A 13,199-nucleotide genomic window follows, 5' to 3' on the forward strand; every position below is an offset into this window, starting at 1 on the left:
ACCGGCTTCCCCCGTACGGTACCTGTTAGGTACCGTACGGGTATGCCATCACTCAACATCAGTTTCACCGAGGACGAGCTGGAGGCGGTCCGCGCGGCGGCGGCCGCCGAGGGCAAGTCGCTCAAGCAGTACGTGCACGATCTGCCCCTGCGCGAACAGCAGCGGCTCCAGTTCGTCCGCTACGCGGTGGCCTGGGGCGAGCAGCACCGCGGCGAGTTCGACGAGGCGTTCGCCGACGAGATCCCACCCGCCCCCCACGGCAGGCGACAGGTGGAAGCCGCCTGATGCCCGTGCTGTACATCGACGTGGCCTGGCTCCTGGACGTACAGGAACAGGCGGTTCCGGAAGACGTGTCCGTGGCGGACTACTCGGCGCTCGTCGCCGCCGTCGCCCGCCACAAGACCCGTATCCCGCGCCCCGCCACCAGCGAGCCCGATGTCTCCTGGCGCGCCGCGGCCCTCATCCACACCCTGGTGCGCCTGGAGCCGCTGCCGTACCGCAACAGCCTGTTCGCCTGTCAGGTGGCCGCCGCGTACATGCACGCGTCCGGGGAGGGCATCGACCCGCCGTACGGAGCCCTGGTGGAGCTGGTGCGGGCCATCCGGTCCGGCAAGGCCAGTGTCTACCAGGCCGCGGACCGGATACGCGGCTGGCGCATCTGACCCCGGTCCACGACACACTTCCGAGGAGGCCCGTTCACTTCACCTTGTCGACGAACTCGGTGGTGTACGTCTTGCTCAGATCCACCGTGGCGTTCTGGAGGTTCGGGTTGAACGCCTTGAGGACGCGCTCGACGGTCTCCGGGCCGTCCTCGGGCATCACACCGTCTGTCGTGAACATCGGCAGTGTGCTTCTGATCGCCTGCGCGTACAGCCCCTCGCCGCCCTGCGCGTAGTCGGCCGGCATCTTCGCGGCGATCTCCTGCGGAGTGTGCGCGGCCATCCACCGGAGTGTCTTCACGAAGGCGTTGGCGAGCTTCTGCACCGTCTCCTTGTTGCCGTTCACCCAGTCGGTGTTCATATAGAGACTGGAGGAGGGGTACGGGCCGCCGAGCGCCTCTTTCGAACCCTCGGGCGTCCGCATGTCGATCAGGACCTTGCCGAGTTTCTTGTCCAGGATCTGGGTGACCGTCGGATCGGTGGTCATACCGCCCTGGATGGAGTTCTGCTGGAGCGCGGAGATGAAGGTCTGGCCCGCGCCGACCGCCACGGTGCTGAACTCGTCGGTCTTCACACCGTTCTTGACCGCGAGGTACTTGGTGAGGAAGTCGGTGGACGAGCCGAGCCCGGTGACACCGAGCTGCTTGCCCTTGAAGTCCTTCGCGGAGGTGATGTCGGCCGCCGCCTTGTTGGAGACGACCTCGACCTCGCCGGACGCGTGCGAGAACTGCACCACCGACTCCACCTGCTTGCCCTTGACCTGGAGATCGAGGGTGTGGTCGTAGAAACCCACGACCCCTTGGACATCGCCCGAGACGAGCGAGGTGGTGGCCTGCACTCCGGCGGGCTCGGTGAGCAGCTGCACCTGGACGCCCTCGTCCTCGAAGTGGCCGAGCTTCTGGGTGAGCATCGCGGGCAGATAGATGACCTTGTCGAGACCGCCCACCATGATCTTGACCGTGCCGCCGGAGCCCGAGGCGGCGGAGTCCCCGCCGCAGGCGGTCAGGGTGGCGAGGGCGAGCACCGCGGAGACCGCCGCCGCCGGGATTCTGAGCTGACTGCGCATGTCATGTCCTTGTGACTCGGGGCTGATTCGGGGTGATCCAGGTGAACCGGGGCTGAACCGGGGCTGATTCATCGGGAGGAGCGGAAGGGGCGGCGGATCAGCGGTCGGTACCGGCCTCGGCAGGCTTCCAGCGGAAGAGGCGTTTCTCCAGGAAGGTCAGCACGGCCTCGGCCAGCAGGGCGACCACCGCGAGGATCACCATCGCCGCGTACACACCGGCCGCGTTGAAGGTGCCCTGCGAGGCCGAGACCAGCAGCCCGATGCCCTTCGTCGCGCCGATGTACTCGCCGACGATCGCGCCGATCAGGGCGAAACCGAAGCTGACATGGAGACTGGTGAAGATCCACGAGGTGGCGGAGGGGATCACGACCTGGAGGGTGACCTGCCGGTTGGTCGCACCGAGGATCCGGGCGTTGGCCACCAGATCGCGGTCGACCTCCCGCGCTCCCTGGAAGGCGTTGAAGAAGACCGGGAAGAACACCAGCACCACCGCGGAGGCGACCTTCGAGGCCGGTCCGAGACCGAACCAGATGAGGAAGATCGGCGCGAGTACGATCCGGGGCAGCGCGTTGAGCACCTTGATGTACGGGCCGAGCACATCGGCCAGGAAACGGACCCGGCCGAGCGCGATCCCCAGCACCACACCGGCGGTCACACCGATGACCCAGCCGAGCAGCGCCTCGTACAGCGTGTACCAGATCTGCTCCCACAACGAGCCCTGTGGAGTGCCGTGCAGCGCCCACTGGGTGATCTGGTCCCAGATCTTCGACGGCATCGAGAAGTTGAAAGGATCGATCACGGCGGTCCTGGCGAGCCACTCCCACATCCCGATCAGCGCGATGAGCAGCAGCACCCGGGTGCCGTAGACCATGAACTGGCGGTTGCGGGCGGCGCGCGCCCTGGCCTGCGTACGTTCGCCACCGCCCGGTGGGCCAGGGGCGGGAGCGGTCTTGACGGTGGTGGCCGTGGCGGTGACGGTCTCAGGCGGCATCGGCCGCACCCCTCTCGCGGGTGATGCGGACCTCTTCGCCGAGCGAGGACCAGATCTCCCGGTAGATCTCGATGAACCGTGGTTCGAGCCGCACCGACTCCACCTTGCGGGGGCGCGGCAGGTCGATGGTGAAGACCTCCTTGACGGTCGCCGGGCCGGCCGTCATGACCACGACCTTGTCGGCGAGGGCGATCGACTCCTCCAGGTCATGGGTGACGAAGACCACCGAGGCACCCGTGCCCGCCCACAGATCCAGGAGTTCGTCCGACATCAGGGCCCGGGTCTGTACGTCGAGCGCCGAGAACGGCTCGTCCATCAGCAGGAGTTCGGGATCGTTGACAAAGGTCGCCGCGAGCGCGACACGCTTGCGCTGGCCGCCCGACAGCTGGTGCGGATAGCGGTCCTCGAAGGAGGAGAGACCGACCCGGGCCAGCCATTCGCGGGCCCGCTCCCGTGCCTCGGCCTTCGGCACCCCGCGGAACCGGGGACCGGCCATCACATTGGACAGCACGGTGCGCCAGGGGAAGACCGCGTCCTGCTGGAAGACGAAACCGATCTTGTCGCCGATGCCGACGACCGGTACGCCGCCCACCAGCACCTCGCCCTCGGTGGGCTCCTCCAGACCGCTGATCAGGGTCAGGGTGGTCGACTTGCCGCATCCGGTGGGGCCGACCACCGCGACGAACTCGCCGCGCTCGACGGTCAGATCGAGATCCCTGACCGCGGTGTGAAGGGTCCCCGACGGAGTCCGGAACGACTTGCTCGTACCCCGTAGCTCGATGGCGGGGCTCGGTTGGCTGCTCATGGCCCCGGAGGCTAGGAGTGATCCGGGCCACAGCGGCAGCCTTGTGGGCGCAACCCGTCTTTCTGCGCGCAAACCCCGTTCTGCCCATTGTGCTCACGCCGGAACGGCAAAAGCGGCGCAAGGGGCTGGGCAGCGGAGCCCTTTCGGCTTACGTTGCGTTCACAACGACGTAAACCGGAGAGAGTCGTTGCAACAGCAACACCGGGGCGCCAGGGAGCCGGGGCGCCGGAAGAGCCGGCCCGCGCGGGCGGGGGAGAGGAGAGCCACCATGATCGATGTCCTTGTCGTGGACGACGACTTCCGCGTCGCCGAGATCAATGCCGCGTACGTGTCCCAGGTGCCCGGCTTCCGGGTCACGGCCCGCGCCCACACCGCCGCGCAGGCGCTGGCCGCACTGGAGCGCGGCCATGTCGACCTGGTGCTGCTCGACCACTATCTGCCCGACGAGACGGGGCTGACCCTGGTGCGGCGGATGCGCCAGCTCGGTCACCACGCCGACGTGATCATGGTGACGGCGGCGCGCGATGTGGCCACTGTACAGGCCGCGATGCGGTACGGCGCGCTCCAGTACCTCGTCAAGCCGTTCAGCTTCTCCGGGCTGTGCGCGAAACTCGACGGCTACACCGCGCTGCGCCGTACCCTCGACCGCGTCGGCGGCCGGGGCGAGGCGGGCCAGGACCAGGTGGACCGTATCTTCAGCGCCTTCCGGATCGCGGACGCCCCACGCTCCGCACTCCCCAAGGGCCACTCCGCCGCGACGGCCGGCCTCATCCGCCGGGTGCTGGGCGAGTCGGGCCGGCCGCTCTCCGCCCACGAGGTGGCCGAGCGTACCGGGGTCAGCCGCTCCACGGCCCAGCGCTACCTCAAGTACCTGGAGCGCACCGGGCACATCGGCCTCACCCTGAAGTACGGCGACACGGGCCGCCCGGAGCACCTCTACGCGTGGGCGGTGCCGCGCTGACCCCTCCCCGGACCGGTACGCGGGGTCCGGGGAGGGGCGTACCGCGGTCGCTGCTGCGTCAGTTGACGAAGACGGACGGGCTCCCGGACTGGCTGGTGTCCTGGACCGGGGCGTACTTCGCCGAGAAGTAGCTGCTGGACGGGCAGGTGAGGGGGCCCGTGGACTTGGTGAACAGCTGGTTGGCGAAGGTGATGGAATTATCGGTGTTGGAGGTCGTGCCGCTCAGTCCCGCCGAGGTGTAGCCGCAGACCATCACACCGAGAATGGTGTTGAGCGTGACCGTCGTACGGATGGGGCCGGCGGTCCCCGCCGTCACATCGAGGGTCCCCGCGGAGGCGGCCGTCGCGACATAGGGCAGATTGCCGAGGATGATGCTCTGCACCCCGGTGGTGCCGAAGATGTTGCTGGAGCAGCCGCCGAAGGTGTGTGCCGTGACGGACTCGGTGGCGGCGCCGGGGGCGGTCGGATTGGCCGTGACGGCGGCGGTGAACTGCGAGGCGGTGCAGGTGATTCCGGTGGTTCCGCCGACGGCGGTGCGGATCGCCACCGTGGTGCCGGAGCTGAGCGACGAGGTCAGTACGTCGCCGACCGCGACCGCGGGACCGGTCGCGCTGCCGTAGGTGAGGACGTTGCCGGCCTGGGCGGCGCTGCCTGCGGCGGACGCCGAGGTGGCGGTGAGCAGAGCGGCGACGGCGGTGAGGCCGGCGGCGGCGAGGAGTGTGCGTCGAGCACCCATGCGAAGTCCCTTTCGCGAGCGGAGGGTTGAGCGGTGGCGGGGTGAGGCGTGCGGGGTGGGGGCAGGGTGGGGCGGGACCCGGCGGAGCGGCTCGGCCGCGCGGGTCGTCGGGGGCGGAGTGTGACCGGCGTTCCCGTCCGCTGCCCCCGCGCGGGCGCTTTCGCCTCGGCGGTGGAGCGGGAGGACGGTACGGGGAAACGGGCGGGTGAGCGGGTAGGGAACGGGGCCGGCGCCATGGCCCCGCCCCGCGGCGCGGACAGCGCGGTACGGAAGGAAACCCAAGAGCGTTGTAGACCTGCGCGGTGGGCGGAGTCAAGGGTTCAAGAGCGAAGTCCCCAAGGAAAGTTACCCGCGGTACCCGGACGTCAGAGGGGCTGTCGGGGTTAGCAACGCGCTGGTGGCGCGGCCGATCGGGGTACCTCGGACGTCCCTGCCTGCAGCGCCGCACACATGAGCAACACCCAATTTTCACAAGGTGGTTGACCGTGCTGGTACCTGAGAGTAACTTAACCGCGACTCCCGTGGCAGCGCCGTAGCACACCGTCGAAACCCTTCGGCGCCGGGAGCCGTCCGCGCCAGGACATCGCCGCGCACGCTCGCTTTGGTCACCACACCTTCAGGAGCAGCTCATGGCCACGTCCGAAGTCACCGGCGGTGAAACACCCGCGAGAGCCGAACCACGGGGAAGAGTACGACTGCGCAGGGCCGCCCTCATGGGGGCGCCCGCCTTCGCCGCGGCCGCCGCCCTGGTGGTCCTCACGGCGCAGGGCGCCATCGCCGCTCAGTTCGCCATCTCCGGCATGCCCTTCACCGTCACCGCCGAGCGGATGGTGGGCGACGGGTTCGCACAGTTCGGAGCCCTCGACAACATGGCGCCGGACAGCCCCAACGCGGGCGACACCGGCGGGCAGGTCCTGGTGGTGGTCTCCGCCATCAAGAAAGCCGAGCTGACCAAGCTCTGCCAGAGTGTTGAGCTCGGCGGGACCTTCCTGCACATCACGGCCGGGAACAAGGGCACCCCCGTGACCGCGACTGATCTGACCACCGATTCCACTGTGCTCTCCGGTGACACCGCCGACTTCGACAACATCGAGATCGGCGGGGATGCCAGCACCTTCGACAAGGGCAGCGCCAGGGGCGGGCTGGGTGTCTTCGGGCAGCAGGCCGACACCGTCACCATCACCAACCTGCGGCAGACGAACTGGGCCACCACGGCGGTCAGGTTCAGGCTGCCCAACCTCCACCTCAAATTCAGCTCGAAGGGCTGCTGAGCGTGGACTCCGCCGCGCCGGGCCCGCTGTCCGGGACAGCCGTCCCGGACAGCGGGCGCCGCCCGCCGAGGGCCTTCGCCCGCTGGCGCAGGGCCCGGCCCTTCTGGGGCGGACTGCTGCTGTTGCTCGGCGGGGGCGAGATCCTGCTCACCGAGCGGGCTTCTGTCTCGGTCGTGCTGCATGCGGGTGCGGGCGGTATCGCCGCGTATCTGCTGCCGCTGGTCATGGCTGTGTGCGGGCTGCTGATCCTCACCAACCCCGGGCAGCGGTTGTTCTACTCGGTCATCGGGGTGCTGGTTTCACTCGGTACCTGGGTGACCTCCAACCTGGGCGGCTTCTTCGTCGGGCTGCTCCTTGGTGTCATCGGTAGTTCCCTGGCCTTCGGGTGGCTGCCCGACCAGGAGCCGCGCGTGTGGCGCCGCGGGTCCGCCGAGGTGCGGGAGCGTGCGGAGTCCTGAGCGTTCCGCTCTTTCCGTACCGGCATCGCGAGCAGTCACGTCACCGCTGTCAGCAGGAGGAACCGGACGCCGGACAGCCCATGGGGGCGGTCCGGCGTTTCGTATGTCCGGGCCCTTGTGTCGAAGCGCTTCGATCCGACTGTGGACAGGTCACGGACGGGCCGATTACTCTCGGGGGCCTGTGAGTCGAAGCGCTTCACTTCACACGGTCCGCCTTGGAGATCCGCATGGTCACCCTCGCTGATGTAGCTCAGCATGCAGGAGTCTCCGCCAGCACGGTGAGTTATGTCCTCAGTGGTAAGCGGTCCATCTCCGTGGCCACCCGTGAACGGGTCGAGCGCAGTATCGAGCAGCTCGGCTATCACCCCAACGCCGGAGCCCGCGCGCTGGCCAGCAGCCGGTCCAACATCATCGCCCTCATGGTGCCGCTCCGTACCGATATGTATGTGCCGGTCATGATGGAGATCGCCATCGCCGTCGCCACCACCGCCCGCGCTTTCGGGTATGACGTTCTGCTGCTCACCGGCGAGGAGGGGCCGGCCGCGGTCCGCCGTATCGAGGGCAGTGCCCTGGCCGACGCGATGATCCTGATGGACGTGGAGCTGCACGACGACCGGCTGCCGCTGCTGCGCGCGGCGAACCGTCCGGCGGTCCTCATCGGACTGCCCGCCGACGCCACCGGACTCAGCTGCGTCGACCTCGACTTCGCCGCGGCCGGCGCCCTGTGCGCGGAGCATCTGGCCGGACTCGGACACCGGGAGATCGCCGTGATCGGCGAGGCCCCCGGGGTCTACGAACGCCTCACCGGGTTCGCCGAACGCACCCTGGGCGGGCTGCGCGAGCGCAGTGGGGAGCTGGGCATCCGGCTGCTGCACCGCCCCTGTGAGGGCAGTTACGCGGCGGTCTCCGCCACCGTCGGCCGGATCTTCGACGAACGCCCCGGCACCACCGCCTTCGTCGTTCAGAACGAGGCCGCCACCGATCCGCTGCTCGCCCTGCTCCGCCAGCACCGCAGAGCCGTTCCCGAGGACATCTCCGTCGTCGCGATCTGTCCCGACCAGGTCGCCGTCCAGGCTCAGGTCCCGCTCACCTCCGTGGCCGTCCCCGCGCAGGAGATGGGCCGCCGCGCGGTCGAGCAGGTGGTCGCCAAACTCGCCGGGAACGGTACGGGCGAGGTGGTTCTGATCCGTCCGGAGCTGACCGTCCGGGAGAGCGCGGGCCCCCGGGCCGTTCTCGGGGACCCGCGCTGATCCGGTCGTACGCGATCAACTCCCCGAGACGGAGAAGCTGTTCGTCGTGAAGTCCAGACCGCCGGGGGACGAGGTGACCTCGTACCCGAACTGCACGTCGCCGATGGTCACATTGCCCCACCAGCCCTTGGTGTCCTTGACCCATTTCAGGATCGGCAGGATGTCGACCGTTCCCGAGGTGGAGTTCGAGGTGCGCAGGAAGGAGAAGACCTCGTTGCTGCCGTTGTTCCCCTTGTAGACGGTCCAGGTGTGCCCGCCGAGTGTCAGGGTCCCCTGCGAGGTGCCGAGCGGACTGACCGCGCCCCGGTAGTTGACCCAGAGCATGATCTCGTAGTCGTGGTTGCTGTCCCAGATGTCGTACGACGTGTTGTAGGCGCCCGACGACGGGACGGTGACGTTGTAGCCGCTCCTGAGCGAGGACAGCGTGGTGAGCGGCTTGTTGATGATCTTCTTGGCGTTCGGGTACGACTTGATGCCGCCGGTGTTCGGGTGGCTGGCCCAAACCCCCCAGTTCGACGAAGAGTTGGCCCAGATGGACTGGGGGCCCGCGCCCGCACCCCAGATGTTGTTGTAGAGGGTGTAGCCGTCGGAGGTGGTGTAGTTGCCCCACTGGTCGGACGAGGACCAGATGGCGGCCTGCGCGGGCGCCGCGGCGAAGCCGACCAGCGCGGCGAACGCGACGACGGGGGCGAGGAGCAGCTTGCCCGGTATGCGGAGTTTCATGGTGTCCCTTCCATGAGGGGTGGGGGGAAGTGCGGAAACAGGTGTACCACAGGCGTGGTGCGCTGCCTGTTCCGCGGTGTCGGGGTCGGTGTTACGGCGTGATGGGCGTGGCCTCCCGCAGGACGGCCACACCGTGGCGCTCCAGCTCGACCGAGCCCTCCACGGGCCGGTCGCCGAGCACCTCGTGATGGCGGCCGGCGACCGGCACGGTGAGAGCTTTCCCGCCGTGGTTCAGCAGGAAGAGCAACTCGCCGCGGCGCACCGCCTCCACCCCGGCGGGCAGCCCCTCCAGCGTGGGCCGGACACCCGCGCCGTCCGCCACCCGCGCCAACAGCCCCCGCAGGGCCTCGGGTTCGGGAAGCGTCGAGACGTACCAGGCCCGGCCCTCGCGTACGACGGCGGGGAGCCCGGCCAGCTCGCCACTGCGGTACGAGGTGACGCTCTCGCCGGTCGAGAGCTCCAGCTCCTCCGACCACAACGAGGCGCGGAAGCCGTCGCACTCCACGGTCTCGTCCGGGTCGAGCGGCCACCACTCGTGGACCGTCCGGATCCCGAACAGTTCGCGCAGCCGTCCGTCCATCCCGCCCGCCCGCACCCGGTCGTCCTCGTCGGCGACGCCCGTCAGGAACCCGGACACCAGGGTGCCCCCGCCCCTGACGTACGCGACCAGATGGTCGATCGCGGCGTCGCCGAGCAGATACAGATGCGGGACGACCACCATCCGGTACGCGCTCAGATCGTGGCCGGGCCGGGCGAAGCCGGTGGGCAGGTTCGACTCCCACAGGGCGCGGTGCCAGGCGCGTACGATCTCGGCGTAATCCAGACACGACGAGAGCCGGCCGTCCTGCTGGTCCGCCCACCAGGAGTCCCAGTCGTGCAGAACGGCGACCTCGTCCCGTACCCGACCCCCTGCCACATACGGTCCCAGTAGGGCGAGATCGGCGCCGATCCGCTTGATCTCCTGGAAGATACGGCCCTGTTCGCCCGCGTGGTTGAGCATCCCCGAGTGGAACTTCTCCGCGCCCTGGCGGGACTGGCGCCACTGGAAGTAGCAGATGGCGTCGGCGCCGTGGGCCACGGACTGGAGGGACCAGAGACGGTTCAGACCACGAGGCTTGGGGTGGTTGACCCCACGCCAGTTGACCGGCCCCGCGGCCTGCTCCATCAGCACCCACGGCCCGCCCGCCTGGGAACGGGTCATGTCGCCGATCATCGCGTTGTACTGGCCGCCGTGCTCGTCACGCGGGTCCGGATAGATGTCGACCGAGACGACGTCCTCCTCCTCGGCCCACCGCCAGGCGTCCTGCCCCGACCACAACGGCATGAAATTGCTGGTCACCGGGGTGTGCGGAGTGTGCCGCCGGACGATATCGCGCTCGGCGGTGTAACACTCCAGCAGCGCGTCCGAGGTGAACCGGCGGAAGTCGAGCACCTGCCCCGGATTCCTCATGTACTGCGCGCGCCGGGGCGGGATGATCTCCTCCCAGGAGTCGTAGCGCTGACTCCAGAAGGCCGTGCCCCAGGACTCGTTGAGCGCGTCGAGGCTTCCGTGCCGGGCACGCAGCCAGCGGCGGAAGTGGCGGCCGGTCTCGTCGCACCAGCAGTGTGTGCAGTACTCGTTGTTGATGTGCCACATGCGCAGGGCCGGATGGCCGCCGTACCGCAGCGCCAGATCCTCGGTGAGGGCCGCCGCGTAGGTGCGGTAGACGGGCGAGCTGGGGCAGAACTGCTGCCGCGAACCCCACCACACGGTCCGGCCGTCCTCGTCGCGCGGCAGCGTCTCGGGGTGGCGCGCGCCCATCCACGGCGGGGGAGAGGCAGTCGGGGTGGCCAGCACCACACCGATCCCGGTGGTCTCCATGAGATCCATCAGCCGGTCGAGCCAGCCGAAGTCCCTTGCTCCCGGCCGAGGTTCGAGCTTCGACCAGGAGAACACCCCCAGGGTCACGGAGTTGACCCCGGCCGCCTTCATCAGCGCCACGTCCTCGGACCAGATCTCCTGCGGCCACTGCTCGGGGTTGTAGTCGCCGCCGAAGAGCAGCCGGCCGCGCGTCGAGTCGTTCAGGGAGGGCATCAGAGGGGATCTCCGTACTGGATTCCACGGCCGTTGGTACCGAGGTAGACCCGGCCGTACACCCGGGGATCGCCGGTGATCGTCTCACCGGTCCAGCCCCACTGATGGGCGTCGTCGTTGATCCGTGTCCAGCTCGCGCCGGTGTCGTCCGAGCGGTACACACCGACGAAGTTCTCGGTCGCGCCGGTCTGGAACACCGCCGGGTACGCGGCCCCCGGGGCCGCCCTCCCGAAACCCAGCGCGTAACTGCCCCAGCAACTGGTCAGCTTGGTGAAGGACGTACCGCCGTCGGTCGACCGGTACAGGCCGTTCCACTTGGCCGAGAGCCAGAGGTCACCGGTGCGCCCCGGCGCCGCCGCGATCCGGAACTGGACGTCCCCGGCCGGCAGCGAGCCCGCGCCCCGCACGAAGGTCGCGCCCGCGTCGGTGGACCGGAACACCGTGCCCCCGTCCGTGTCGTACACATAGAAGCGCCGGGGGTCCACGGGGTCGGCGACCGGTGTGCCGCCCCGGGGGAAGGTGGTCACCTCGCTCCAGGTCGCACCGCCGTCCGTGGAGCGGAAACCGGGGTGCTTCGTCCCGTCCCAGTGGACGAACGACCACAACAGGGTCGCGCCGTCCGCGCTCACCGCGATCGGCCCCGGCGCGCTGGAGGCGATCGACGGCTGCCCGGCGAAGGGCCGCCAGCTCTGGCCGCCGTCCGTCGAAGAGGCGCCGTTGCCCTGGTCGCCCCAGCCCGCGCGTACCACATACGCGGGTTTGAGCGCGGCGACGGCCAGCCCGGTCGCCGAGCCGAAGACCGGGTTCACGGCCATGCCCCGGGACGGGGAGACCGTCAGCGACTCGTGGTACATCACCCCGATGTCGCCCAGCCCGCTGAGCAGTTGGGCACCGGAGGGCGGCGCGATGAGCTGGCGTACCGCCGACTCCTCCAGACCCCGGATCTGCGGCGCCCAGCGCACCAGGTCACGCGTCCCGAAGAGGGTCGCGCCGGTCCCGTACACCAGATGCTTCGAGTCGAACGGGTCGAGCGCCACGGCCTGGATCCACCAGCCGAACTTGGGGGTGGCGCCCCAGTTCAGGAACGGTGTCTCGCGTACGTCGAGGGTGGCGGTGTCCTTCAGCGAGGTCCAGTGGGCGCCGCCGTCGGTCGACCGGTAGAGCGTGTCGACCGGACCCCAGCGGTTGTTGGTGGAGACCACGACGGTGCCGGTGACCCGCGCGTCGACGGCCACACCGCCGTAGCCGAAGGTGTCACCGCCCGAGGGCTTCACCGGGGTCACATCGCTCCAGACCCCGGTGGCGACGGCGAGCCGGCGCACCGAGCCGTCGGTCTGGTTGTTGGGACCCGGTGTGTTGGCGTACGTGAGGTACAGCGCCTGCGCGCCCGCGTCGTAGGCCGCCCGGACCGGCACCTGCGCCGACGCGCCGGACGGCTGGCCGGGCACCGCCTGCCAGCTGACCCCGTCGGTCGTACGGTAGAGCGCGCTGCCGCCGTCGCCCCACCCCGCGTACACCGCGCGCCCGGCGGCCACCAGGAACGTGATGCCCTGCCCGGAGGGGTTCGGTGTGGCCGGGAAGGAGACCCGTGCCCAGCTCGCGCCCCGGTCCGTGGAGCGGAGCAGTCCGCCCTGCCGGGTCCCCAGGAACAGGATGTCGCTGTTCAGCGGGGACACCAGCAGCCGTTCGCCGGTCCCGCGCCCGTCCTCGTTGGCCCCGAGCTTCACGGGCAGATCGGTACGGCTCCAGGTGGCCCCCCGGTCCGACGAGCGCAGCACGGCGCCGTTGCCCGCCCAGGACTGGGTGTAGGCGCCGAGCGCCAGATACAGCCGGTCGGGCTGGTTCGGGTCGACGGCGAGGGCCTCGACCCCGAGCAGGTTGTAGTCGTCCCAGCCGAGATGGTCGGTGAGCGCCACCCACCGCTGGGCCGCGTCGTCCCACCGGTAGGCGCCGCCGATATCGGTGCGGGCGTAGGCCAGTCCCCGTACCGTCGGGTGGAACAGCACACCGGTGATGAACCCGGTGCCGCCGATGGCGGCGGTACGCCAGTTGTACGGCTGCGCCGCGGTGGTGCCCGTGGCCTTCGGCCGGGGCGCGGCGAGCGCGGGGGTGCCGGCCGGGGTGAGCGCGGCGGCGGCCGCGGCGGTCGTGGCGAGAACGGTACGTCTGCTGGGTCCGGTTGCGGGATCGGACATGACGTCACCT

At 69.6% G+C, this 13,199-nt stretch carries 13 protein-coding genes; 6 read left to right on the forward strand and 7 right to left on the reverse strand.

The genetic code is table 11. The annotated features are described in order from the left end of the window. Nucleotides 1-42: 42 nt before the first annotated feature. Nucleotides 43-285: a hypothetical protein gene (locus ACIP8W_RS25870; RefSeq protein ID WP_402154216.1), complete on the forward strand. Its 243-nt coding sequence runs from the start codon at nt 43-45 to the stop codon at nt 283-285. Further along, entirely contained in the window at nt 285-662 is a 378-nt protein-coding gene (locus ACIP8W_RS25875) for a toxin Doc (protein WP_401958581.1), read from the forward strand. The genes ACIP8W_RS25870 and ACIP8W_RS25875 overlap by 1 nt, the downstream gene beginning before the upstream one ends. A gap of 34 nt (nt 663-696) precedes the next feature. Here ACIP8W_RS25875 and ACIP8W_RS25880 read toward each other — a convergent pair whose 3' ends face one another. The 3 genes from ACIP8W_RS25880 to ACIP8W_RS25890 form a co-directional block, all read right to left on the reverse strand. Then, nucleotides 697-1,725: an ABC transporter substrate-binding protein gene (locus tag ACIP8W_RS25880; RefSeq protein ID WP_401958583.1), complete on the reverse strand. Its 1,029-nt coding sequence runs from the start codon at nt 1,723-1,725 to the stop codon at nt 697-699. A 97-nt stretch (nt 1,726-1,822) separates the two neighbouring features. Then, nucleotides 1,823-2,716, reverse strand: coding sequence for an ABC transporter permease (locus ACIP8W_RS25885; RefSeq protein WP_401958585.1), 894 nt, complete (start codon nt 2,714-2,716; stop codon nt 1,823-1,825). After that, on the reverse strand, nt 2,706-3,521 hold the full coding sequence (locus ACIP8W_RS25890; protein ID WP_401958587.1) for an ABC transporter ATP-binding protein: 816 nt from the start codon (nt 3,519-3,521) through the stop codon (nt 2,706-2,708). Before ACIP8W_RS25890 ends, ACIP8W_RS25885 begins: the two co-directional genes overlap by 11 nt. 268 nt (nt 3,522-3,789) lie before the next feature. On the opposite strand from ACIP8W_RS25890, the gene ACIP8W_RS25895 reads away from it, so the two are divergent. After that, the gene (locus tag ACIP8W_RS25895) at nt 3,790-4,482 is read left to right on the forward strand and encodes a response regulator (protein ID WP_401958590.1); all 693 of its coding nucleotides are present in this window, start codon (nt 3,790-3,792) and stop codon (nt 4,480-4,482) included. Nucleotides 4,483-4,540: 58 nt separating this feature from the next. Here ACIP8W_RS25895 and ACIP8W_RS25900 read toward each other — a convergent pair whose 3' ends face one another. Beyond that, nucleotides 4,541-5,218 carry a Tat pathway signal sequence domain protein gene (locus tag ACIP8W_RS25900; protein ID WP_402204804.1) on the reverse strand — a complete coding sequence of 226 codons (678 nt, stop codon included), beginning with the start codon at nt 5,216-5,218 and terminating at the stop codon, nt 4,541-4,543. 629 nt (nt 5,219-5,847) lie between these two features. Here ACIP8W_RS25900 and ACIP8W_RS25905 point away from each other — a divergent pair. The 3 genes from ACIP8W_RS25905 (at nt 5,848) to ACIP8W_RS25915 (ending at nt 8,197) form a co-directional block, all read left to right on the forward strand. Further along, on the forward strand, nt 5,848-6,489 hold the full coding sequence (locus ACIP8W_RS25905) for a DUF6230 family protein (protein ID WP_401958594.1): 642 nt from the start codon (nt 5,848-5,850) through the stop codon (nt 6,487-6,489). 2 nt (nt 6,490-6,491) lie between these two features. After that, on the forward strand, nt 6,492-6,947 hold the full coding sequence (locus ACIP8W_RS25910) for a DUF6114 domain-containing protein (RefSeq protein ID WP_401958595.1): 456 nt from the start codon (nt 6,492-6,494) through the stop codon (nt 6,945-6,947). 227 nt (nt 6,948-7,174) lie between these two features. Next, entirely contained in the window at nt 7,175-8,197 is a 1,023-nt protein-coding gene (locus tag ACIP8W_RS25915; protein WP_402204806.1) for a LacI family DNA-binding transcriptional regulator, read from the forward strand. 15 nt (nt 8,198-8,212) lie between these two features. Here the strand turns inward: ACIP8W_RS25915 and ACIP8W_RS25920 are convergent, their stop codons facing one another. The 3 genes from ACIP8W_RS25920 to ACIP8W_RS25930 form a co-directional block, all read right to left on the reverse strand. Further along, complete coding sequence (locus ACIP8W_RS25920) at nt 8,213-8,920, reverse strand: hypothetical protein (protein ID WP_401958600.1); 708 nt, start codon at nt 8,918-8,920, stop codon at nt 8,213-8,215. A gap of 91 nt (nt 8,921-9,011) precedes the next feature. Next, complete coding sequence (locus ACIP8W_RS25925; RefSeq protein ID WP_401958601.1) at nt 9,012-10,994, reverse strand: beta-galactosidase; 1,983 nt, start codon at nt 10,992-10,994, stop codon at nt 9,012-9,014. After that, a complete protein-coding gene (locus ACIP8W_RS25930) occupies nt 10,994-13,189 on the reverse strand; it encodes a 1,4-beta-glucanase (RefSeq protein ID WP_401958603.1) in 2,196 nt (731 codons plus the stop codon). The genes ACIP8W_RS25925 and ACIP8W_RS25930 overlap by 1 nt, the downstream gene beginning before the upstream one ends. Nucleotides 13,190-13,199 lie beyond the last annotated feature (10 nt).

It is taken from the genome of Streptomyces sp. NPDC088554 (genome assembly GCF_044752945.1).
Taxonomy (GTDB): Bacteria; Actinomycetota; Actinomycetes; order Streptomycetales; family Streptomycetaceae; genus Streptomyces.

Excerpts from the sequence above, each read along its gene's own strand:
- ACIP8W_RS25920 (WP_401958600.1), bottom strand. The coding sequence starts at position 8,920 with ATGAAACTCCGCATACCGGGCAAGCTGCTCCTCGCCCCCGTCGTCGCG.
- ACIP8W_RS25885 (WP_401958585.1), bottom strand. The coding sequence starts at position 2,716 with ATGCCGCCTGAGACCGTCACCGCCACGGCCACCACCGTCAAGACCGCT.
- ACIP8W_RS25905 (WP_401958594.1), top strand. The coding sequence starts at position 5,848 with ATGGCCACGTCCGAAGTCACCGGCGGTGAAACACCCGCGAGAGCCGAA.
- ACIP8W_RS25895 (WP_401958590.1), top strand. The coding sequence starts at position 3,790 with ATGATCGATGTCCTTGTCGTGGACGACGACTTCCGCGTCGCCGAGATC.
- ACIP8W_RS25880 (WP_401958583.1), bottom strand. The coding sequence starts at position 1,725 with ATGCGCAGTCAGCTCAGAATCCCGGCGGCGGCGGTCTCCGCGGTGCTC.
- ACIP8W_RS25870 (WP_402154216.1), top strand. The coding sequence starts at position 43 with ATGCCATCACTCAACATCAGTTTCACCGAGGACGAGCTGGAGGCGGTC.
- ACIP8W_RS25915 (WP_402204806.1), top strand. The coding sequence starts at position 7,175 with ATGGTCACCCTCGCTGATGTAGCTCAGCATGCAGGAGTCTCCGCCAGC.
- ACIP8W_RS25930 (WP_401958603.1), bottom strand. The coding sequence starts at position 13,189 with ATGTCCGATCCCGCAACCGGACCCAGCAGACGTACCGTTCTCGCCACG.
- ACIP8W_RS25900 (WP_402204804.1), bottom strand. The coding sequence starts at position 5,218 with ATGGGTGCTCGACGCACACTCCTCGCCGCCGCCGGCCTCACCGCCGTC.
- ACIP8W_RS25875 (WP_401958581.1), top strand. The coding sequence starts at position 285 with ATGCCCGTGCTGTACATCGACGTGGCCTGGCTCCTGGACGTACAGGAA.
- ACIP8W_RS25925 (WP_401958601.1), bottom strand. The coding sequence starts at position 10,994 with ATGCCCTCCCTGAACGACTCGACGCGCGGCCGGCTGCTCTTCGGCGGC.
- ACIP8W_RS25890 (WP_401958587.1), bottom strand. The coding sequence starts at position 3,521 with ATGAGCAGCCAACCGAGCCCCGCCATCGAGCTACGGGGTACGAGCAAG.